This is a genomic window from Streptomyces cyslabdanicus (genome assembly GCF_052663305.1).
Genome location: NZ_JBQRUW010000019.1, coordinates 12,207 through 33,236, shown reverse-complemented (window position 1 = coordinate 33,236; position 21,030 = coordinate 12,207). Strand labels below are relative to the sequence as shown.

17 protein-coding genes, 4 pseudogenes and 1 riboswitch are annotated in these 21,030 nt (G+C 68.8%); of the genes and pseudogenes, 11 read left to right on the top strand and 10 right to left on the bottom strand.

Annotated features, from left to right (window positions below):
- Window positions 1-76 precede the first annotated feature (76 nt).
- From ACTYVM_RS13445 to ACTYVM_RS13435, 3 genes are all read right to left on the bottom strand, one after another.
- Window positions 77-967: an inositol monophosphatase family protein gene (locus ACTYVM_RS13445; protein ID WP_445526172.1), complete on the bottom strand. Its 891-nt coding sequence runs from the start codon at window positions 965-967 to the stop codon at window positions 77-79.
- Between the two features lie 163 nt (window positions 968-1,130).
- Window positions 1,131-2,960 carry a gamma-glutamyltransferase family protein gene (locus tag ACTYVM_RS13440; protein WP_445526171.1) on the bottom strand — a complete coding sequence of 610 codons (1,830 nt, stop codon included), beginning with the start codon at window positions 2,958-2,960 and terminating at the stop codon, window positions 1,131-1,133.
- Window positions 2,961-3,447: 487 nt separating this feature from the next.
- Window positions 3,448-3,858, bottom strand: coding sequence for a VOC family protein (locus ACTYVM_RS13435; protein WP_445526170.1), 411 nt, complete (start codon window positions 3,856-3,858; stop codon window positions 3,448-3,450).
- Window positions 3,859-4,836: 978 nt separating this feature from the next.
- Here ACTYVM_RS13435 and ACTYVM_RS13430 point away from each other — a divergent pair.
- Window positions 4,837-5,130, top strand: coding sequence for a hypothetical protein (locus tag ACTYVM_RS13430; RefSeq protein ID WP_445526169.1), 294 nt, complete (start codon window positions 4,837-4,839; stop codon window positions 5,128-5,130).
- A 260-nt stretch (window positions 5,131-5,390) separates the two neighbouring features.
- Here ACTYVM_RS13430 and ACTYVM_RS13425 read toward each other — a convergent pair whose 3' ends face one another.
- The gene (locus ACTYVM_RS13425) at window positions 5,391-5,807 is read right to left on the bottom strand and encodes a transposase (RefSeq protein WP_445526168.1); all 417 of its coding nucleotides are present in this window, start codon (window positions 5,805-5,807) and stop codon (window positions 5,391-5,393) included.
- Between the two features lie 740 nt (window positions 5,808-6,547).
- Between ACTYVM_RS13425 and ACTYVM_RS13420 the strand changes: the two genes are divergently transcribed.
- The gene (locus ACTYVM_RS13420; RefSeq protein WP_445526167.1) at window positions 6,548-7,384 is read left to right on the top strand and encodes a COG4705 family protein; all 837 of its coding nucleotides are present in this window, start codon (window positions 6,548-6,550) and stop codon (window positions 7,382-7,384) included.
- 947 nt (window positions 7,385-8,331) lie between these two features.
- A complete protein-coding gene (locus ACTYVM_RS13415; protein WP_445526166.1) occupies window positions 8,332-9,627 on the top strand; it encodes a COG4705 family protein in 1,296 nt (431 codons plus the stop codon).
- 791 nt (window positions 9,628-10,418) lie between these two features.
- Here ACTYVM_RS13415 and ACTYVM_RS13410 read toward each other — a convergent pair.
- The gene (locus ACTYVM_RS13410; RefSeq protein WP_445526165.1) at window positions 10,419-10,766 is read right to left on the bottom strand and encodes a hypothetical protein; all 348 of its coding nucleotides are present in this window, start codon (window positions 10,764-10,766) and stop codon (window positions 10,419-10,421) included.
- A gap of 204 nt (window positions 10,767-10,970) precedes the next feature.
- Between ACTYVM_RS13410 and ACTYVM_RS13405 the strand changes: the two are divergent.
- Window positions 10,971-11,135, top strand: a pseudogene (locus ACTYVM_RS13405) (transposase); the annotation flags it as partial.
- A 40-nt stretch (window positions 11,136-11,175) separates the two neighbouring features.
- The gene (locus ACTYVM_RS13400; RefSeq protein ID WP_445526164.1) at window positions 11,176-11,415 is read left to right on the top strand and encodes a hypothetical protein; all 240 of its coding nucleotides are present in this window, start codon (window positions 11,176-11,178) and stop codon (window positions 11,413-11,415) included.
- Here the strand turns inward: ACTYVM_RS13400 and ACTYVM_RS13395 are convergent.
- A pseudogene (locus ACTYVM_RS13395) lies at window positions 11,394-11,918 on the bottom strand (IS3 family transposase); the annotation flags it as partial. The gene ACTYVM_RS13400 and the pseudogene ACTYVM_RS13395 overlap by 22 nt on opposite strands.
- A gap of 175 nt (window positions 11,919-12,093) precedes the next feature.
- On the opposite strand from ACTYVM_RS13395, the gene ACTYVM_RS13390 reads away from it, so the two are divergent.
- The 3 genes and pseudogenes from ACTYVM_RS13390 (at window position 12,094) to ACTYVM_RS13380 (ending at window position 13,295) form a co-directional block, all read left to right on the top strand.
- On the top strand, window positions 12,094-12,579 hold the full coding sequence (locus tag ACTYVM_RS13390) for an SMI1/KNR4 family protein (RefSeq protein WP_445526163.1): 486 nt from the start codon (window positions 12,094-12,096) through the stop codon (window positions 12,577-12,579).
- Window positions 12,580-12,722: 143 nt separating this feature from the next.
- A pseudogene (locus tag ACTYVM_RS13385) lies at window positions 12,723-12,853 on the top strand (GntR family transcriptional regulator); the annotation flags it as partial.
- A 37-nt stretch (window positions 12,854-12,890) separates the two neighbouring features.
- Window positions 12,891-13,295 carry a hypothetical protein gene (locus ACTYVM_RS13380; protein WP_445526162.1) on the top strand — a complete coding sequence of 135 codons (405 nt, stop codon included), beginning with the start codon at window positions 12,891-12,893 and terminating at the stop codon, window positions 13,293-13,295.
- 84 nt (window positions 13,296-13,379) lie between these two features.
- Here ACTYVM_RS13380 and ACTYVM_RS13375 read toward each other — a convergent pair whose 3' ends face one another.
- Window positions 13,380-14,471, bottom strand: coding sequence for a barstar family protein (locus ACTYVM_RS13375; RefSeq protein ID WP_445526161.1), 1,092 nt, complete (start codon window positions 14,469-14,471; stop codon window positions 13,380-13,382).
- Between the two features lie 148 nt (window positions 14,472-14,619).
- Between ACTYVM_RS13375 and ACTYVM_RS13370 the strand changes: the two genes are divergently transcribed.
- From ACTYVM_RS13370 to ACTYVM_RS13360, 3 genes are all read left to right on the top strand, one after another.
- Window positions 14,620-15,717, top strand: coding sequence for a hypothetical protein (locus ACTYVM_RS13370; RefSeq protein ID WP_445526160.1), 1,098 nt, complete (start codon window positions 14,620-14,622; stop codon window positions 15,715-15,717).
- 132 nt (window positions 15,718-15,849) lie between these two features.
- A riboswitch (Fluoride riboswitch) is annotated at window positions 15,850-15,913 on the top strand.
- A gap of 44 nt (window positions 15,914-15,957) precedes the next feature.
- Window positions 15,958-17,625, top strand: a complete 1,668-nt coding sequence (gene ettA, locus ACTYVM_RS13365) for an energy-dependent translational throttle protein EttA (RefSeq protein ID WP_445526159.1) — start codon at window positions 15,958-15,960, stop codon at window positions 17,623-17,625.
- A gap of 23 nt (window positions 17,626-17,648) precedes the next feature.
- Entirely contained in the window at window positions 17,649-18,059 is a 411-nt protein-coding gene (locus ACTYVM_RS13360; protein ID WP_445526158.1) for a hypothetical protein, read from the top strand.
- 523 nt (window positions 18,060-18,582) lie between these two features.
- Here the strand turns inward: ACTYVM_RS13360 and ACTYVM_RS13355 are convergent.
- From ACTYVM_RS13355 to ACTYVM_RS13345, 3 genes and pseudogenes are all read right to left on the bottom strand, one after another.
- Complete coding sequence (locus ACTYVM_RS13355) at window positions 18,583-18,978, bottom strand: GntR family transcriptional regulator (protein ID WP_445526228.1); 396 nt, start codon at window positions 18,976-18,978, stop codon at window positions 18,583-18,585.
- A gap of 61 nt (window positions 18,979-19,039) precedes the next feature.
- Window positions 19,040-20,017 carry an ABC-2 membrane transporter-related protein gene (locus tag ACTYVM_RS13350; protein ID WP_445526157.1) on the bottom strand — a complete coding sequence of 326 codons (978 nt, stop codon included), beginning with the start codon at window positions 20,015-20,017 and terminating at the stop codon, window positions 19,040-19,042.
- Window positions 20,014-20,957: pseudogene (locus tag ACTYVM_RS13345) on the bottom strand (ABC transporter ATP-binding protein). The gene ACTYVM_RS13350 and the pseudogene ACTYVM_RS13345 overlap by 4 nt, the downstream one beginning before the upstream one ends.
- Window positions 20,958-21,030 lie beyond the last annotated feature (73 nt).

Here is a 21,030-nt window from a genome sequence, read left to right as displayed (position 1 = left end):
CCGGAATCAGGACGCGGGGATCAGGACGCCGGAATCAGGACGCGGGGATCAGGACGCCGGAATCAGGACGCGGGGATCAGGACGCCGGGATCGGGCCCTCCGCGCCGGGTACGAGGGTGGGGGCGTCCGGGGCGGCGAGGAGGCCGGTGACGTGTCGCGCCGTCGCCGTGTCCCGGGCCGCTGCGAACGGCAGCGTGTTGCCGCCCGTGACGCGGAAGGGGGTGCCGGCCAGGGTCAGGTGGGTGCCTCCGGCCTCCTCGACCAGCAGAAGGCCCGCCGCGTGGTCCCAGGCCGCCTCCCAGCAGAAGGCCGTTGCGTCCAACTCGCCCCGGGCGATGGCGAGATACTCCAGCCCCGCCGATCCGCAGGGGCGCGGTGCGACACCGTCCGTCCACAGGCCACTCAGGGCCCGCTTCTGTGCGTCCGTCGTGTAGTCCGGGTGGGACGTGGCCACTTCGAGGGGCCGCCCCGGCTCGGGCGCACCACAGCGCAGGGGTACGCCGTCGAGGAAGGCGCCCTGACCGCGTACGGCCGTGGCGAGTTCGTCGCGCGCCGGCGCGTACGTCCAGGACGCGAGCAGGACTCCGCGCCGGGCGAGGGCGACCAGTGTGCAGAAGCCGGGGTCGCCGTGCACGAACTGACGTGTGCCGTCGACCGGGTCGACGATCCAGACGGGGGCGTCGCCCCGCACCGCCTCGTACACCGCCGGGTCGGCGTGCACCGCCTCCTCGCCGACCACGACGGAGCCGGGCAGCAGGGCGCCGAGCGCGTCCGTGAGGTACCGCTCGGCCAGCCGGTCGGCGTCCGTCACCAGGTCGTGCGGTCCGGACTTCTGGTCCACCTCGTGCTCCGCCAGTCGGCGGAAGCGGGGCATGATCTCGGCAGCGGCCGCCTTGCGGACCGCCTCCTCCACGTCGGCCGAGTGTCGTGCGAGAAACTCTTCGATGGTTTCCGTCTCTTCGATCATGCCTCCATGAGACCATGCCTCACTGACATTCCCCGCCGGGCCGGTGCACTCCGGATGGAATCGGCGTGAACACCCGTCATCGGACATCCCGGTACGGTCCGGTGGAGACCGGCGGCCGGCAGGTGGCGGACGCCGACCGGCACTGGACGGACACCGACCGGCTTCACCGGCCGACCGCGTACCCCTGCATCCCCCGCGGGTTGGCGGCCGCGGACAGGATGCCGGTCGCGGGGCAGCGGGCGACCGCGCACAGGCGCCCCTCGGACCACGGCCCGCCCACGGTCACGTCATGGCCGCGGCGCCGCAGTTCCGTGACGACCTCCGCGCCCATGCGGGACTCGACGGTGACGCTGCCGGGGCGCGTCCCGCGCGGGTAGAAGGAGCCGGGGAAGCTGTCGTTGTGCCAGTTCGGCGCGTCGACGGCGCCCTGGAGGTCGAGCCCGCCGCGGACGGGGGCGCGCAGCGCGACCGCGAGGAGGAAGTGCAGCTGCCACTGGTCCTGCTGGTCCCCGCCGGGCGTGCCGAACGCCATGACGGGCACCCCGTCGCGCAGCGCGATCGAGGGGGTGAGGGTGGTGCGTGGACGGCGGCCCGGCGTCAGCGAGTTGGGCAGGCCCTCCTCCAGCCAGGCCATCTGGAGCCGGGTGCCGAGCGGGAAACCCAGTTCGGGCACGACGGGGTTGGACTGGAGCCAGCCGCCGCTGGGCGTGGCGGCGACCATGTTGCCCCAGCGGTCGACGACGTCGATGTGGCAGGTGTCACCGCGTGTGCCGCCGTCGGCGGCCACGTCGGGCTCGCCCGGCACGGGGGACGTGGGGCTCTTGGCGAACGTCGGCTCGCCGACGCCCATCGCGTCGAACCCGCCCACCTCGGCGGCCACCCCGTGCGCGTGCGCGCTCAGCCGCGGCACGCGCCCGCCGGGGCTGCCGGGCCGCAGCTCGTACGAGGCGGCGGCGCCGACCAGCTTCCGCCGCTCGGTGTTGTACGGCGCCGACAGCAGTTCCGCCAGCGGCACCTCGGCGGCGTCCCCGTACCAGGCCTCCCGGTCGGCCATGGCGAGCTTGCAGCCCTCGATCAGCAGATGGACGTACTCGGCGGAGCCGTACGGGGGCAACTCGGCCGGGAGCAGAGCGAGTTGCTGGAGGAGCACCGGGCCCTGACTCCAGGGGCCGGCCTTGCACACGGTCCAGCCGTTCCAGTCGTAGGACGCCGGAGTCTCGTAGGTCGCGGACCAGGCGGCGAGGTCGGCCGCCGTCAGGGTGCCGGTGTGCCGTTCGCCGCTGGTGTCCAGCGTCGGCCGCCCGGCCTGCCGGACCAGGGCCTCGGCGATGAAACCGGCGCGCCACACCTCCCGCGCGGCCTCGATCCGCGCCTCCCGGCCGCCTGCGCCCGCGGTCTCGGCGAGCAGCCGCTGCCAGGTGGCGGCGAGCGCGGGGTTGCGCAGCAGCGCGCCGGGCCGCGGCGGGCGTCCGCCGGGCAGATACACCTCGGCGGACGAGGTCCACTCGGTCTCGAACAGCCTCCGCACGGTCTCGACGGTCTCGCCGACGCGTTCCACGGGCGCGTGCCCGTGCTCGGCGTATCCGACGGCGTACTTCAGGACGTCGTCGAGGGACTTCGTGCCGTGGTCGCGCAGCAGCACCATCCACGCGTCGAACGCGCCCGGCACGGCGGCGGCCAGCGGCCCGGTGCCGGGTACGAGGTCCAGGCCCAGCGCCCGGTAGTGCGCGACCGTCGCCCCGGCCGGGGCGACACCCTGCCCGCACAGCACCCGCACCTCGCCGCCGGCCGGTGCGAGCAGGATCGGCACCTCGCCGGCGGGCCCGTTCAGGTGCGGCTCCACGACGTGCAGCACGAAGGCCCCGGCCACGGCCGCGTCGTAGGCGTTGCCGCCGTCCTCCAGCACGGCCATCGCCGACTGCGAGGCCAGCCAGTGCGTGGAGGACACCATGCCGAAGGTGCCCTGGAGCGTGGGCCGGGTGGTGAACCGCATCTCTCACCTCGGTGTTCGCGCGTACCGTGACTCCGCTCGGCGTTGACCAGTCAGCAGGCTACCCATCGGCTGCGCTCACACTCCCGCGCCCTTACCGGCAGGCGCCTTCCAGGACTTGTCCGCCGATCATGGACGTGGGCAGTCAGCCATGGTGCCCGGGTGAGCATCATCGTCAAGTTTGCAGCCATGTCTTGGGCTCGGCTCAGTGCGCTACCGCGTGTTGTCAGGCATCGGACTCACCCTCGACTCACATCAGCGTGGCTGCGCTCCTGCCTTCGGCCCGCTCCGCGCACGCTGCGCCGACGCGCGCCCACATGGATAGGGCCGGTGGCCATGAGTCGATCACCGCATATCGCGGCCCGATCAAGAACATGCCCCCGCGGGGGATCGGCCGGCACCGGGATGGAGGGGGCGCCGTACGCGGTGCGGGTCCGTAGGGGCGTGCGCGGAGCTGGGGAGAGTGGTGGGTGAGGAAGTGGGCGGCTAATCAGTCGCGCTTGGGCCAGATCGGGCCCTGGTCGGTCCAGATGACGCCCTTGTTGCGGCACAGGCAGAAGGGGTGGCCGATCGGGTCGGTGTAGACCTGCCAGCCGTAGCCGTTGGGGCCGATGAACTCCTGCCTCAGCGTCGCACCGAGGTCGAGGACGCGGCGCTGCTCGGACTCGATCTCGTCCACCTCGAAGTCGAGGTGGAACTGCTTGGGGTGCTCACTGTCGGGCCACTGCGGAGCGCGATAGTCGTCCACCCGGATGAACGCCAGCTCGATCTCGCCGAACTGGATGCCAGCCCAGTCCTCGGAGCTGCCTTCCTTGATCGGACGGTCCGTCACCTCGGAGTAGAAAGCCGCCAGCTTCATCGTGTCCGGACAGTCGATAATGAAATCGGTGAGTCGCAGCATCCCGCGATCTTGTCACAAGCTCACACCCGACTTCGAGACAGGCCCTAAGCAGCTCCGCTGCCGCCTCGTCTCGGCCATTGAGGCTCCACCGCCCGCGCGCTAGGGTGCCACAGACGAGGGGGCGACTGAAGCGCGAGTCGAAGTGGCACAACCATCCAGGTTGGTATCCGGTGATGCCGATCGTGCCGCTACTCATCTTTGTGACCGTCGAAGACGACGCGATCACGCGGTTTCCCTTGGCCTCGGGGCTCGTGTTGTCGGCCGCTCAGTACGGGCGAGAGACGGCGAAGCGAACGAGTGCCAAGACTGGCTCGGACACACCTGGCTGTCAGGTAGGGACGGGGTACGGCCGGGCCGTCTGTGGGCGGTTCGAGGCAAACCGACGTTGACAGATGATGACAACTTGCTCCGGCATTCACGCAGGTCACAGGCTCAGCCACAGGAGGCCGCCGCACGTGGGGGACTTGGGCCATCACCTCCAGAAGTACTGAGCGTTCGCGCCTGGGAAGGGAGGCAAACAGATCAATGGCCGCGTCTCTACGAAGACTCTTCGCACTCTGCCTCACTCTTGGCGTGCTGACCGGCTGCGCAGCTGGTGATCAAGGCGGCGAAAACCCCTTTGCTCCGCCCGAGGTCTCCACCGAGCATCCCGATCAGGAGACGCCTTGCCCGCAGGACTCCCCGCGGCAGCAACCCCAGGACCCGACGTCCGCCACGGAGAAGTCAGGGGAGGGTGCCGCAGACGCACCAGGGGACAGCCGATCGCACACGGTTGGCCCTGGGGCGTCTTGCATTATTACCAGCGGCATCCCGTACATGCCGGTCGACCCGTAGAACCGGCACTCTGACCGCCCCTCACCACTTTCAACGCCAACTTCACTCTGCAAGCCCGGAAGGTAACTCCCTGGGGAATACGATGAGATGAAGGAGCTCGTCAACCAACCACTGACGGGCCCTTGCCGTGGGAGGGGAGCAACCGTGGTTCTGATTCTGGTCGTGTTATCGCCGATCATCGTGCCGTTGTGGGGCATCGCAACCGGCCTGTTCTGCATCCGCATCGGTCAAAAAACGGAATCAGTACGTCTGGGCTGGTTCTTCTTCCTCACGGTGGGCCTACTCCCCGTCGGGGCGACGTTCGCCCTCCTCGGTGCGATCATCCCCGCCATCGTCGTAGCGGCTATAGCTGGCCTTATCATCATCCTGATGATTTTGGACTGGTACGGCGACGACCTCTCCGACCCGGATCCCACCCGCGACCAGGTCACCAGGTAATACGGGACCGGCTCCCGAAATCTTGCCTCGGTGTCCGACCGGGACGGGCAGCCGGGAGCACATGGGGCCGTGCCACTCTCGCGCCAGAACGAGCGGGAACCAACGGAGACCCGATGGCAACAGCAGAGCACGAGCAGGGCGTGTCTGGCCGCGGTGGGCTGTGGTGCTCGGCTCGTTTGAGGGCCCAGTCGGACATCTTGCGTTTGATCACGCGGGGGTTGGAGTGCAGCCGCCGTGCGGGCAGCAGTCGTTCGGTGATCTCACGCAGGCTCTGGGTGATGAGTTGAAGTGGCTCTGGTTGGCCCGACCTGGTACATCAGGTCCCGCAGCGCGTGGTGGACCAGCGGGAACGCGAAGATCTCCTGTTCGACGCCGCGCGGGTGCTGATAACGCAGCACCAGCCCGGGGACGCCCTGGTGGTTCTTGATCTCGCCCAGGGTGTTCTCGATCTCCCACCGCTGGGCATAGAGGGCGGCAAGCTCCTGGGCCGGTGCCTGGTCGGGGTCGAGGAGGGTGGTGATCAGCCGGTAGACGGTGCCGTCACCGCCGCGTGGGCCGAGGATGTACTCGATCACCCACACCCGCTCGGGGTCCGCGCGCCGACAGTTGTCCCGCGCGGCGACGATCTCCGACAGGTAGGAGCCGTCGGCGAGGATTTCCAGGACTGGCAGCACCACGACGCTGTGCGGACCCGCCACAGCAGGTCCGCGCCGCCCGCCTTCGCGGCCCGCCACAGGTCGAGGCCGCAAAAGCCCCGGTCGGCGAGCACAAGCATGCCCTTGGTCAGCGCGGGGGTGCGTGCCACAACCGTGCACATGGAGCGGCCAACCACGGTCAATAGCGGGCGTCAGCCGAGATGCGCCGGTGAGCTGCAAGCTCTTCTGAGCCGGCTCCCGGGGCGGCACCTCAACCGCACCACGCCATACGCATGTTCGTCCATGGGGTGCAGCGGGCCCAACCAAGTTCGGGTCGCGCCGGTCACCCGATTCGGGCTACTCCCCGGCCGAGTCCGCCGCCGGGGCGCCCGCTGCAGCCGTTGGTCCGCCGTGGCGCTGGCCCCGCGGACCCGACCTCCGAGTGAGCAGCGAGTGAGGGACGTACGCAGAAGGAGCGCTATGGACGTTCGTCCAGTTCAGAGGCTCATCTCCGTACTCCTGCTGGCGCCTGCCCTCCGGAGCCGTGTGCGCAGGTTCGAATCCTGCCGGCCGCACCGGGCAGTGCTGGGACAACGCGCTTGCCGAGTCGTTCTTCGCGCCTTCTTCCGTCACGTGGGCAGGGGAGGGACGGAGGGCCGCTCTGCGGAGACGGTCTGTGTGCGTGCACATGGCGCCATGGTGCTCGTACGGAACGGGCGGGGTGAGCGAAGCGCGCCAGCAGTCAGGATGCGTTCAGGTGCCCGGTGGCACGGTCGGACAACGTGACCTATGAAACGTCGAAGAGCCAGGTGGTTCCGGAGGACGGCCAGACGCCCCGTGCGCGTCATCGGCCGCGCGGAATCAAGGTGCCCGAGGTCACCGTCTACTTCTGGATCACCAAGGTGCTGTGCACGACTGTCGGCGAGACCGCGGCGGACCTGCTGAACGAGAAGGCAGGTCTCGGGCTGACCGGTGTGTCGGTGCTGATGAGTGCCCTGCTGGCCGTCGTCCTGGTGGTCCAGTTCCGCTTCAGCACCTACCGGCCGGGCGTGTACTGGCCGGCGGTGGCACTGATCAGCGTCGTCGGCGCGCTGATCAGCGACAACCTCACCGACGCAGTGGGCGTGCCGCTGGAGACGAGCACCACGATCTTCGCGATCGTCCTCGCGGTCGTCTTCGTCGTCTGGTACCGGCGCGAGCAGACCCTGTCCCTCCACCACATCGACACCACCAGCCGCGAGTCCTTCTACTGGCTGGCGGTGATGTTCACCTTCGCCCTCGGCGCCGCGGCCGGTGACCTGGTGTCCGAGCGCATCGACCTCGGCTACTGGCTGTCCGCCGTCCTGTTCGCGGCAGCCATCGCCGCGGTGGCCATCGCGCACTTCGGGCTGGACCTGGACGCGGTGTGGAGCTTCTGGATCGCCTACATCCTGACCCGTCCGCTCGGCGCGTCCATCGGCGACTACCTCTCCCAGCCCACCGCTGATGGCGGCCTCGGCCTGGGCACCGTCGTGACCAGCGTCCTGTTCCTCGCGATCATCCTCGGGCTGGTCATCCGCCTCTCCGTCACCCGCAGGGACGTCGCCGAACCGGAGCAGGCGACGGGACACGCGGCCTGAGCCACACGTCGGTTTGGTGGGTCCGGCCGCACGCGTTCCGGCCAGATCGGCATGGCACGTGTGCCCGGCACTGTGACCGATCAACAGGCGGTGCAGCCAGGCACAATGGCGTCGTAAATCCGAACAGCCGGATCATCGTTGCCTGGAATTGCGACGACCGCCGAACCGCTGACGACATCGTCGACCCGCTGGGCGACGAGTGCCGCTTCTACAAGGTCGGTCTGCAGCTCCTACAGGGGCTCAAGTCAAAGAGGTCTTCCGGTGACGTGAGGCGCGTGTGTGCATGGATCCATGCTGCTCGTGGTGCGAGAGTGATCAACGGGCCACAGTCAGGATGTGTTCAGGTTCCCGCTGGCACAGTCGTGCGGTATGACCCATGAAACGCCTGAGAGTCCGGTGGTTCCAGAGGTGGACACCCGGCAAGGAGACCAGAGGCTAGTCGGCGAACAATCGACTGAGGCGGGCTCGCACCACCTCGCCGGCGCTCGATGGGGCCGACCAGCAGGGGCGCGGTCTGACCTGAGAAGCCGAAGGCTCCGAAGGCGGCTCATGCTCGCCTGCTGATGACTTCGGCACCGAGAGTCTGTCTGATCTCGGCGGCTCCCATGAGGGGCATCGGCGCCTTTCCGGCGCCTCCCCGCCAGGCGGCGCAGGCAGCAAAGGCGTGTTCTGCATCACACAGGAATATCTCAAGATCCCGCATAACAAGGTGTACCGCTCCCGGGTCATAACAGGCATACAGAAAGTCCTCGCGCAGGCCGAGGAAAGAACGCGTCACGGACTACGCCTCCGGCGGCGCGTCCCGAGTGGACTTGGCGAGCAATGGGAGTCATCCCAGCGCCCACCAGGTCCGAGGCCGCGCATGTCTACACACATGTAGACAGTTACCGTTCCGCAGATGTGAGGGGCGCCCCCTCTGTGCTGCCACCCGTCCATGTGAGGATTGCATGACAACTTCGACGACTACCGCAACTGCTCGTCATGCCGCGGGCAGCCGCCTATTGAACAAGGTGCCCGAGGTCACGGTCTGGTTCTGGATCATCAAGATCCTCTGCACGACCGTCGGCGAGAGTTTCGCCGACTACATCAACGAGACGCTGGGCTTCGGCCTGACCAAGACCATGCTGTTGTTCACCGCGGTATTCGCGATCGTGCTGACGGTCCAGTTCCGCACGAAGCGCTACATCCCGTTCCCGTACTGGCTCACCGTGGTGGTGGTCAGTGTCACCGGCACGCTGTACACCGACATGCTCACCGATAAGCAACACGTCCCGCTATGGCTCAGCTCGACGGTGTTCTCGGTCCTGCTGGCCCTCGTCTTCGGAATCTGGTGGCTGCGCGAGCGGACCCTGTCGATCCACAGCATCACGACCTTCCCGCGTGAGGCGTTCTACTGGCTGACCGTCCTGGTGACGTTCGCGCTGGGCACCGCCCTCGGTGACTGGACGCTGGAGCTGACCAACTGGACGCCCGCGCAGTCGGTGCTCCTGCCGCTGGGCCTCATCGCGTCGATCACCGCGCTGTGGAAGTTCGGCGCCAACCCGGTTCTTTCGTTCTGGCTCGCCTACATCCTCACCCGCCCTCTCGGTGCCAACATCGGTGACTGGCTCGCCTCCCCGAAGGCCGCGGCCAACCCCGGCGACCCGGTTGGTCTCGGCCTGGGCACCTTCGCCACCAGCCTGATCTTCCTCGGCGCCATCCTGGCCACGGTCATCTATCTGACGATCAGCCGCAGGGACGTCGGCGAGCCCTCCGAGACGACGCACGAGCCGTCGGTCACCAACGCGCGCAAGGAACGCATCGCGCTCGGAGGCTTCGCAGTAATCGCTGCCGGCACCGTCGCGCTGATGATCTGGGCCCACAACCAGCCCCACGTCACCTGCGACCCGACCGGTCAGAGCGAGACGATGCCGGCTTGCCCGAAGGCGGCTCTGACCGGCAAGCAGACGACCGAGGCAGTGGCGAAGTACGAGAAGCTTGCCCAGACGGCAATCGCTCAGGACCGGGCCGGGACGGTCGCGGCCTCCCATGCCACCGTGCAGAAGATGCGCGACGACTGGGACGCCGACGCCACCTCGTTGCAGGCGGTCAACAACACGACCTGGACCCTGCTCGACCACCAGATGGATGAGGTCCTCAAGACGTACGCCATCGACCACGGCAACATCCAGCCCGCTCCAGCCGCCGAGCAAGAGAAGCAACTCAACACCCTGCTGGGCGACCTTCAGAGCCACCGCTTCTGAGCAGGGCGGACTGCGTTGGTGGCCGGTTCGATGGGCCTGCACAGGACCGGTCACCAACTGCGCTGTACCGGTGCACCAAGGCCCAACGCCCTCCGCGTCGGCGTCACTGCGGCCCACCCGCCTGGAACGATGTGTCTCATGCAACCCCTGCCAGCACCCTGCCCCGCCGACCTGATCCCGGACACGACGGGCCAGGAGGCATTCAACGCCGCGTACAATGCGCCACCTCGCCGCATCTGTCATGACACCGTCGGCCGGGACGGCGGAGAGCAGGATGCAGATGGAGCAAGTCCATCTGGACCGAACAGCCCCTCCCCACCGCCTCAGTTTGATTCAACCTCGCACGTCACCTGACCTGCCGAGCTCTTCCAGGACGTGCCCCGCCGCTGCGTGCCTACCGGTTCAGCTGCACCACCGTTTGAACGACCGGCTGCCCGCCGCCGACCAGCGGTTCCGCCCGTCCCCAAGCTCCGGGCGCCCTGCCGGGGGCACTTCGCATGAAGTGCCCGAAGACCACGCCCGCAGCCGGGTCGTGCGAGGCCGCCCGGCGCCGACCGACAACGCCAGAAGCCCACGGCCTCTGAGCTGGTCAGAGGCCGTGGGCTTCTTCAGTCCCGCTGGTCAGCGAACCGCTGATCAGTACACCGTCCACTGACCGCGGTTGCCGGCGCTTGCCACGCCCATTGAGACTCCGCCGACCTCGCACTCTTCAGCTGCCGTACTGCGATGGGGACGACGGCAGACGGGACGCCAGCGGGAACCGCTGGGGTTCCTGCTGAGGAACTATTCCTTCACTCGTATCCCTCAGCCTTCAACCATCGGCCCAATGCACCGAGGTCCTCAGCCACCGACAACGCCTCGGTTCGAAACCTTTCGAAATCCTCAGGTGACCCGCGCGGTATCGATGGCCCGTCGCTGGTTGTCGCGTTGAGCATGTAGAGGCGGACGCGCTCCCGGTGCCAGGCCGCGAAACGCCGAGCCTCGTCGGGATCGAGTCGCCCTGACTGTTGCCATCGGCGGGTGAGATCCGCCGCCGCGCTGGGATCCATGCTGCAGAACCAACCCTCAACGAGTCGAGCCGCCACGGCAGCATCCTCGGTCGGTGTTGGCAGCTTCTTCTTGCTACCCCAGAACTTCATCCGCCCCCCACCCGTCAACCGGGCAACTGTACGGCCCCGGCCTATTCATGGCCAGGACGTGACCCTTCGCGGGTCGTCCGACACACCTCCGACACACTCTGTGCAGCTGGCGCCCTCTGACGAACTCCGCCGCAGGTCAGAGGGCTGCGAGGGGTGATCTACGCATTCACTCCGGAGCCGTTGCCTTGCAAGACTGCGTCAGGTGCCCAAGAGCGACTCGGTCGACACCGTTGGACCATCGAACGGACCATGGCCTGGCTCGCCGGCTGCCGCCGACTCCACCGTCGCTACGAGCGCAAGGCCGAGCACTTCCTCGCTTTCACGAGCATCGCCTGCACCCTCATCTGCTACCGCCGCATGAACCCCTGAATAACGCCGCAGACGCTGCCGTGTGCAGGAGTATGGCCAAATGATCAGATCCGAACTGATGCAGAAGGCAGCCCATCTCTGGCAGGAACACCTCGACGCCGAATTCCCAGCCAACCTGCGAGGCGTCGAGTTCGAAGACATCGACATGGTGCTGCTTGATGCGGATACCGCAGGTTGCGCCTACACGTGGATCAACAACGGTGGCGCCCTCGATCCAGAGCGCAGGGGACTGCTGCGAGATCGGGTGACAGTCGGGGTTTACGCAGCGAGTACTGTGTGAGGGGCCATGATGGTTTCGTACTCGACGGGCGTCAATCGGCCCAGGCGGATCTGGCGCCGTCGGCGGTGGTAGGTGCGTTCGATCCAGGTCACGATGGCGATCCGCAACTCGTTCCGAGTCCGCCAGGGGCGGCGGTCCAGAACGTTCTTCTGTAGCAGCGCGAAGAAGCTCTCCATGGCCGCGTTGTCGCCGGCCGCACCGACTCTGCCCATCGAACCGATCATGCTGTGACGTGCGAGAACGGACACGTACTTCCGTGAACGGAACTGCGATCCGCGATCGGAATGGACGATGCATCCGGCCACCTGGCTGCGGCGGGCGACCGCGGATTCCAGCGCGGCCACCGCGAGACGGGACTTCATCCGGGAGTCGATGGAGTAGCCCACGATGCGACCGGAGTACACGTCCTTGACCGCACACAGGTACAGCTTGCCCTCGCCTGTGGCGTGCTCGGTGATGTCGGTCAGCCACAGCCGGTTCTGTGCCGGGGCGGTGAAGTCGCGGAGTCCTGACGGATTGCTCGCGTCTACCCTCGCCTGTATGACTACCGATTGGATGGCGGAATGCCAACGTATGGATCGGGGGCGGCGCTTTGACGAGCTCAGCCGTCCACCCTCGAGGCAGGTCGCCTCCCCGCCGCCGCTGTCCGAAGCGGAGATCTGCGAAGCGGAGGCGGAGTTGGACATCACGTTCCCGGACCAGTACCGAGAGTACTTGCTCCGGCAGAGCGCCGGCGGCGCTGTGAACCGTCTATGCCGATCCGCGGCAGGCTGGGGCTGGCATGGGGACTCAAGCACCAACTACGACTTGCTCACTACTGACTTTCCGCATCCCGACTCCTACCGGGCTTACGAGGATGAGTTGGACGCGCGCGAGCCGCTGACGCAGGACTTCCCTGACCACAACGCCTACCGGGCGGCATGGGAGCAGTGGGACGCTGAGTACGGGGTGTTCCAGGAGCGCAAGACATCCGGCGCTGTATTCATCCAGGAAAACGGCTGTGGCTTCTCGACCCTGCTCGTTGTCACCGGTCCGCACCGGGGCCAACTGTGGTTCGACGGCCGGGCCACCTGCGACCAGATCCTTCCTCTGAACCTGGGCGGTCAGCCCGTGTCGTTCATGGACTGGCTCGCTCGCGGGTCCATGAATCTGGTCTGCTGGTGAACGCGGCGGGGTCGACACCTGCCGGGGACGCGACTCGCCACCAGCAGGGTCACACAGGTGTGCCGGAGGTCGTGGAAGCGGACCTCCAGGCCCAGCCGATCGGGGAACGGGTAGAGGGCCGCACGCCAGGGCAGGCGTCGTCCCAGAAGATCGCGCGCGTCACGCACACCCGGCGGACGTACTACAGCGACCAGGGGCGCCCGGGGAGACGGCGGACATCGTGGTACCCGCCGCGCACTGCGAGATCGTCTACGAGATCCCGATCAACCGCTGACCTGTCCGGCGGATCATGATGCTGACAGAGTGTGCCCGTGAGTTACAGCATCTTCCTGCTCCGGTTCGTGGACAGCAAGGTCGTCGCCCTGGACGCCGAACGCTTCCGGCGGATGACCGAGCCTTACGTGGTGGCGGGCAGTCCGGAGGAGGGCTTCTCCCAACTCCGCGCAGAGGATGGGGGTGAGGCGGACCTGTACCACGCGTCCCAGGCCGACGAGGGGATGTCGTCCGTGATGGCGACGCACTTCGCCCGTGGCGCGATGAGCGGCATGCTCACCAGGCTGGCGGCAGCCCTTGGGGCCTCGATAGTCCCCCAGGACGGTGGTGCGCTGATCTTCCACGCGGACGACCGCCGCCATCTTCCCGCACAGCTCCAGGAGAAGGCGATTGTCATAGAACCCACGGCGGACGCGTTCCAGGCCGCGCTCGACGCGCTCTGAGTACCTCCGCCTGGCCAGTGCCGGCGACGCGAGCAAGACCTGCCGGGAACGCCATCAGGACCGGGTGGCTGCTCGGACGGCGGTTCACGCCAGGGTGACGTGCATGCCGCCCTCGGCCAGGGCATCGAGGATCTCGGCGAACAGGTCGTAGGGCCGGCCGTCCGGTGTCAGGGTCCGGGACAGGTACGCGCGTGCGGTCACGGCGTTCCGCCACAGCAGGGTTGCGGGGGCGGTGTGACCGAAGGTGCCGCGCAGGCAGTCGTCGAGGGCGGCCAGGCAGCCGCCGAAGTAGCCACCCGGCCCGTTCACCGCCTCCCCAAGCGCCAGGTAGAGGCCCGGTTCGTCGGTGATGTGCCGACCGTCGAGTTCGTAGGCGTGATCAGCTGATCGGTCGCGGTGGGCTCGTCGGCAGGCCCGCTCGCGGACGAGATCGAGCCAGGCGTCGCGGCGCCGGGTGTCGAGGCTCGCCCAGGCACCCAGCGTGTCCGGCGGCCCGGCGAGCCACCGCTCCCAGATGGGCCGGGCGTATTCGGGAACCGGTGTGAAGAACTTTCCGTCGAGCTCCACGTCGATCAGGTCCATCCCGTAGGAGGATGGGCGCCAGGCGCTGACCTTGGTCCACAGCACCCGATCGGTGAGCGGCTCGCCCTGGTCGTCTTGTATCTCCAGGGCGGCCTCCTCCAGGTCCAGTGCCCGCCGGGTGCCCTTCAGCAATGCAGCCCGCAGCTGATCACCCTGGGCGAGCCCCCGCAGGACGAGCGGGGGCGCCACCTGTTCGGGCGGCAGGACGCGGGCGAATTCCCGGCAGGAGCCCAGCCATCGGTGCCCGTCGTGCACTCGGACAGGACCCCTGTGTCCCTCGGGCGGCCCTTCGTAGTCGTCCAGACCGGTGAGCACGAGACCGCCGGTCCTCAAGAGCTGCCCCGGGCTCTCCGCGTCCTCCAGCAGCCAGGGCTCAAGTGCGTCGTCGTCCGGCACCAGCCATACCCGAGTGCCGACCCAGCCCCGCACCTCGGCGCCTTCCGGTACCCAGCCGAACAGTTCGTACGTCCCGCGCTGGGGCTCCCCGAAGAGTCCGTCCACTGCTGCGCACACGCCCCAGACGTGGCCGTGCTCCGTCTCCCTCAGCGTGTATAGCCCCCGCTGGTCCCTGTCCTCACGCACGGCGGTCATCATGCCCAGACACAGCTCGGCGCAACGGCGCGAAGCCCCCCGGGGATCCCCCCGCAGCGGTCATGGAGCCAAGTCGAGCCGTGTGATGATGCGCGAGAAAGTGATCGGCCCTGGGGTGGGGCCGAGTGCACAAGAAGGGCGGGGGCCCATCGTGGGCAAGGGCGGGGAGTCCATACCGGACGAGGAGTGGGAACGCTTCCTTCGTGAAGCCGAGGCGGGGGCCGAGGGCGCGCCCGAGGAGCCGTCGGCGCGGGCGCGGATGGTGGCGCGGCGGCTGCGGGAGGAGACCGGTCGGCCGGAGCCGTGGCGGAGTCGGCAACCGGCCCGGCGGCAAGGGGGCAAGGTCTGGTACGCGGTCGGTCTGCTGGTTGCCGCCGCCCTGCTGGTCGTGGCGCTGGATCCGGGGCGGGTGGCTGGATGGTTCGGAGGTGGAGGCGCCGGAAGTGCGCCCCTCGCCGCGGAGTCGGAACGCCCGGATCAACCGCCGCCGACGGAAGCCGCGGCCCAACGTCCGACCGTGGAGCAGCCGTTCAGGGGGTCGCCCGCGGCACAGTGGGGTGACGGGACCGCTGGGATCGGCCTGCCCGAGGCACGGGCGACCGGCTGGATGAGCAAGGGGCAGGTCGCGCAGGCGCTCGAGAAGACCCAGGGCTTCCTCGTCGCGTCCAGCCTGGACCCCGATGTGCTGCGCGGGGAGCGACCGGGGAAGGCGATCGCGTTGATCAATCCTCATCAGCGGGATGTCCAGGACTACCTGGCGACCGCGTTCCGCACGCCCAGCCGGGAGAACGATCCTCTGCTGCTGTTCAGCCGGTTCGACAGGACGAAGGTCCGGCTTGTCGGGGATGTGGTCAGGACACGAGGGCGGATCACGTACCGAGAGGGCGAGCGCGGTGCCGTCGAGGTGACCACCGATGTCACGTACGTGTATCCGGTCGTACGCGCCGCGGCGGGAAGCGACGAGGTCGCGCGCACCATCGTGCGCCGCGAGGTCGTGATGAACTGGGACGACCCGGCGAAGGTCGTCGTCGAGCCGGGTACGTTCTCCCTCGTCTCCTACAAGGTGGACACCGCCAACGGTGGTTGCGACACCTTCACCGGCTACCTCACCCCCGAGTTCAGCGCGGAGCGCGCCGCCTCGCGTCCGGGAGACGGCCCCGAGGTCGACCCGTACGACCGGAGTGCCTCGATGGACACGCGCATGCGGGAAGCCGGCGATGCGGGGTGCGGGGCTGCCACACGGTCGTGAGCGGCGGTCGCGGGGAGCAGAGGCTCGCTCTTGGCCTGCGGTGATCGTCGCCGAGCACAGAGGGCGGGCCACGCTCCGGCCCGCGCGGGCCGGACTGGCAGGACCGTCCGCGGCGGGCGCACCATGGGGTGAGGAGACATGGGTGATGAGGCTCGCCCCCGACCGCACCCTGCGTGCTGATGGCCTCTGCGAGCAGCGGCCGCCGTCCGGTGGCCCGGTCCCGGTATGGAGGCATCGCGGATGTACGTGTACACGATGCGCAAGGCCCGCATGGCCCACGCCGACAAGGTCATCCTCGACGGCGTGACCCTCGCCTTCCTGCCCGGCGCCAAGATCGGCGTGGTCGGGCCGAACGGCATGGGGAAGTCGACCGTTCTGCGGATCATGGCCGGGCTGGAGCGGCCGACCAACGGCGACGCGTTCCCCGCGCCCGGCATCAGCGTCGGCATCCTGGAACAGGAGCCGAAGCTGGACGACACCACCACCGTCCAGGGCAACGTCGAACAGGGCGTGGCGCAGATCCGGGGCATGCTGCACCGCTACGAGGAAGTCACCGGCCGCCTCGGTCACACCGAGGGCGACGAGATGCAGCGGCTGCTCGACGAGCTCGGCGGCCTCCAGGAGGCCCTGGACCACGCCGGCGCCTGGGACCTCGACTCCCGTCTGGAGCAGGCGATGGACGCCTTGCGCTGCCCGCCGCCCGACACCCCCGTGCGTGAACTCTCCGGCGGTGAGCGACGCCGGGTCGCACTGTGCCGGCTCCTGCTGTCGCAGCCGGACCTGCTGTTGCTGGACGAGCCGACCAACCACCTGGACGCCGAGTCCGTGGCCTGGCTGGAGCAGCATCTGGCCGACTACCCGGGCACGGTCGTCGCGGTCACCCACGACCGGTACTTCCTGGACAACGTGGCCCAGTGGATCCTGGAGATCGACCGGGGCCACGCCTATCCGTACGAGGGGAACTACTCCACGTATCTGGAAGCCAAGGCGGCCCGCCTCCAGGTGGAGGGCCGCAAGGACGCCAAGCGGCAGAAGCGACTCGCCGAGGAGCTGGCGTGGGTGCGCTCCGGCGCGAAGGGGCGGCAGGCGAAGTCCAAGGCGCGGGTGCAGCGGTACGAGGAGCTGGCGGCCGAGGCGGCGAAGACCAGGAAACTGGACTTCGAGGAGATCCAGATCCCGCCAGGACCGCGCCTGGGGAGCCTGGTCCTGGAGGCGGACCACCTCACCAAGGGCTACGGCGACCGGGTGCTGATGGAGGACCTCTCCTTCTCCCTGCCGCGCGGCGGCCTCGTCGGCGTCATCGGCCCGAACGGCGTCGGCAAGACCACCCTCTTCCGGATGATCGTCGGTCAGGAACAGCCCGACGCGGGCCTGCTTCGCCTCGGCGAGACCGTCGAGATCTCCTACGTCGACCAGAACCGCGCCGGTCTGGACCGCGCCAGGTCCGTCTGGGAGGCCGTGTCCGGAGGGCTGGACCACCTGCGCGTCGGCGATGTGGAGATCCCCTCGCGCGCCTACGTCGCCACCTTCGGCTTCAAAGGCGCCGACCAGCAGAAACCCGTCGGCGTCATGTCCGGCGGCGAACGCAATCGCCTCAATCTGGCGTTGACGCTGAAGCAGGGCGGCAACCTCCTCCTGCTGGACGAGCCGACCAACGACCTCGACGTCGAGACGCTCGCCTCCCTGGAGAACGCGCTGCTCGGCTTTCCGGGGTGCGCCGTGATCACCGCGCACGACCGGTGGTTCCTGGACCGGATCGCCACCCACATCCTGGCCTGGGAGGGCGGCGCGAACTGGTTCTGGTTCGAGGGCAACTTCGCCGACTACGAGGCCAACAAGGTCGAGCGGCTGGGGCCGGAGGCGGCCCGCCCGCACCAGGTCACCCACCGCCGTCTGGTCCGTGGTTGACCGGCCCGACAGGAGCCTTCGCCATGACGCACCTCGATCAGGAGGCGGTGGCGGCCCTCCGCGCCGCCCAGCTCACCGTCATCAACGCCACCTGGCACATCTGCGAAGAACAGGCGGTCGAGCGGTTGGCCCACGTGCGCGGCCTGGCCTGCACCCCACTGTTCCCCGGGCACCCGGTGATCCGGGTCGTCACCTGCGACGGACGGTTGCTGGGCCGGGTCCGGCGGCACCGCGACGGCCGCACGGCTCGCTGGATCGCCGTCCCCGCCGGCACCGCCCGAGGGATCGGCGCCTACCGCACCGCGCACGGCGCCGCCCGTGCCCTGTCCCGCGACGCGGGCACGCCCCGCCACCGGGTCACCGACCGCCTCGCACCCGCCGCGGCGTCCGGCCGCCAGGCGAACCTGCCGCCGCTGGGAAAACGGCGTCCCTGAGGGTCACCGTGGCGGACGACGGGTGCACGACGGTGGAGCAACCGACCGCCAACCGCGGCAGCGCACCGCCAACGGCCCCTGCCGAACTCGCCGTTGGCAGCGACCGCGGTCACCTGTCACGATCAAGCGTGGTCAACCCTTCAACGGTCACCAGATGGACGGGCCGCCTCCACGACGTGATGGGCCTGGCGGCAGGCGCGCTGCTGCTGGCGCTCGGACTCAGAACCCACCGCCACGGAGGATCCGTGGGCTGGGTCATCGCGGGAGCAGCAGCGCTGACCCTGAGCAGCCTCTGGGCAGCCCGGCGCCGACGCGCTCGGCGTATGAACGCGATTCCACAACCGTAAAGATGCCCACGCCCGCATCGCGGCCTACGATCGCAACTTGCTCGGGCCGACGACAACTCGGCAGCGTGGCTGAGGCCGGTAAGGGTGACCCGGGGCCCCGGCCGCGCCCTCCCCTCGGCCGTTCCGCCTTGCCCCGGCCGTTCCCTCGGGCCGCACCGGCTGCCCCGCTCCGGCCGTCAACGGTCCGTCTCGGAGAGGAACACCGCCGCGTGCGCCGCCTGGAAGAGGGTGGTGACCTCCTCACCGCTGAGCCCCTGGGACCGCGCCTCGTCCATCCACGCGGCCAGCGAAGTCCGCAGCGGGGAGACGGGGCCCTCCTGCGCCGGTGCCAGGGAGCGGGTGATGAAGGTGCCTGCCCCCTGCCTCACCTCGGCGAGCCCCGCGCGCTCCAGCTCGCGGTACGCCTTGAGGGTCGTGTTCGGGTTGACCTTGGTGTCCGCAGCGACCTGAGCGGCCGTCGGCAACCGGTCCCCCGCTTCCAGGGCGCCCATCCGCAGCGCCTGTTCCACCTGTCGCACGATCTGGAGGTACGTCGCCACTCCGCTGCGCTTGTTGATGCGGAACACGACCATTCTTCTCACCTCCTGTTTCGTACTGCCGAAACCATACGCATGTCACGCACGGTTCCGTGCCCTACAACGGCTTCCTGGACACCCGCCACACCGTGAACACGGTGAGTGCCGCGGTAGCCGCGAGCAGGATGCCGGCCCCGGTCCACTGCATCGCCGACATCTGGCTGAAGTCGAGGTACTTGATGACGTCGTTGACGATCCCGTACTTCTTCATGCAGGCGTCCGCCGCCGCATCCGTCGGCTTGGCGCACGTTCCCCAGCCGTAGAGGCGGCCGTCGGCGGACCCGATCCAGCTGTCCAGTTCGTACGGATCGTCCAGCTGCTCGCGTATGCCGCCGCCATACGGGTAGCTGAACATCCGTGCCGGCGCGAGGTACGCGCGCAACTGTCCCCAGACGATCTGGACGGCCATGGAGAAGACGAACGTGACCGCCATCGCCGGGAGGACCCGGCGCACCAGCATGCCGATGGTGATCCCGGCGGCGGTGAGGAAAAGGCACATGGCGGGGAGCACCGGGCCCGTGTGGTCGAAGATGCTCCCCTCGTACCACGGGCTCGAGAACACCGCGCGGTAGGGCTTCCACCACCAGGTGAAGAACGCCGAGAGCACCGCACCGGCCAGCAGCGCCGCCGCGTAGCACCAGGCGAGCTTGGCCGTGAGCCACCGGCGGCGGGACACCGACTGGGTGGTGACCAGTTGCAGGGTGCCGCGCTCCTGGTCGCCCGCGATCAGCGGGGCGCCGAGGAAGACGCCGAGGAGGACCGGCAGCATGCCCAGGGCGGTGATGGTGAGGCTGATGCTCTCCGAGCCGGGTACCGGCATCGGCGGTTCCTTGTCCGGCCAGCCGATCGCTTCGAGAACTCCGGCCAGACGATTGCGCTGGTAGACGATCCACGCCGAGCCGAGCACGACCGCGGCGGCCACGGTGAGCAGCGCTGCCCGGTGCTGGCGCACGACGAGCCAGTTCAGCCCGCCCAGCAGTCGGCGTCCGGGCTCCCGGGCGGCCGTCCGGGACGTGTCGGTCAGGGTGGTGCTCATGAGGTGGGGGTCCCTTCGGCCTCGTGACGGGCGCCGGGTGTGTACAGGGGAGGCGCGTCCGGCGAGCGCAGATGTGCCAGCAGCACTTCCTCCAGGCTGGGCTCGCTGACGTCCCATTCGGGGCGCAACGGGCCGTTCGGCCGTATCAGCGCCTGGAACTGCCGTCCCTGGGACCGAAGTTCGACGACGGTGTGCGGGGCCAGCGAGGCGAGCGGGTTCTCGTCGGTGACAAGCCCCGTCACCAGCGCGTGGGCTGGGACGAGCGCGTCCGCGTCACCCACCAGCCGGACCTGGCCGCCGGCGAAGACCAACAGGTAGTCGCACATGTCCTCCAGTTCGGACAGCAGGTGCGAGGACATCACGACGGTGATGCCGCGCTCGACGGCCTCCGCCATCAGCAGGGAACTCAGGTCGTGGCGGGCCAGCGGGTCCAGATCGGCCATCGGCTCGTCCAGCATCAGCAGATCGGGCCGCTTGCCGAAGGCGAGCGCGAACGCGACGCGGGTGTGCTGGCCGCCCGAGAGCGTGCCGATCCGGGCATCCATCGGTACCCGGCCCGACTGGACGATCCGCTCGGCAGAGGCCATGTCCCAGGTGGGGTTGAGCTCGGCGCCCATGCGCAGCGTCTCCGCCACGGTGAACCCCTTGAACAGCGTTTTGTCCTGACCGAGGAACGCGGTCCTCGGCCTCATCGCCTTATCGCCCGCCGGGACGCCGAAGAGGCGCAACTCGCCCTCCGTCGGCTGTATCTGCTGGGTGGCGAGCCCCAGCAGCGTGCTCTTCCCCGCCCCGTTGGGGCCGACGAGCCCGCAGATGCGCCCGGCCGGCAGCCTGAACGAGCAGTCGCGCAGCGCCCAGCCGCGGCGATAGCGCTTCCCCAGACCGCGGGTTCCATGGCCCAGGCGCCGAGCGAGCCGCCCGGAGCGAATGTGTCCGTCATGCACATCCCCCCAATTCCACTAGTCAATTAATGGAATCATGGTCTTAACGGCGGGAGGGTGTCAAGGCGGGCC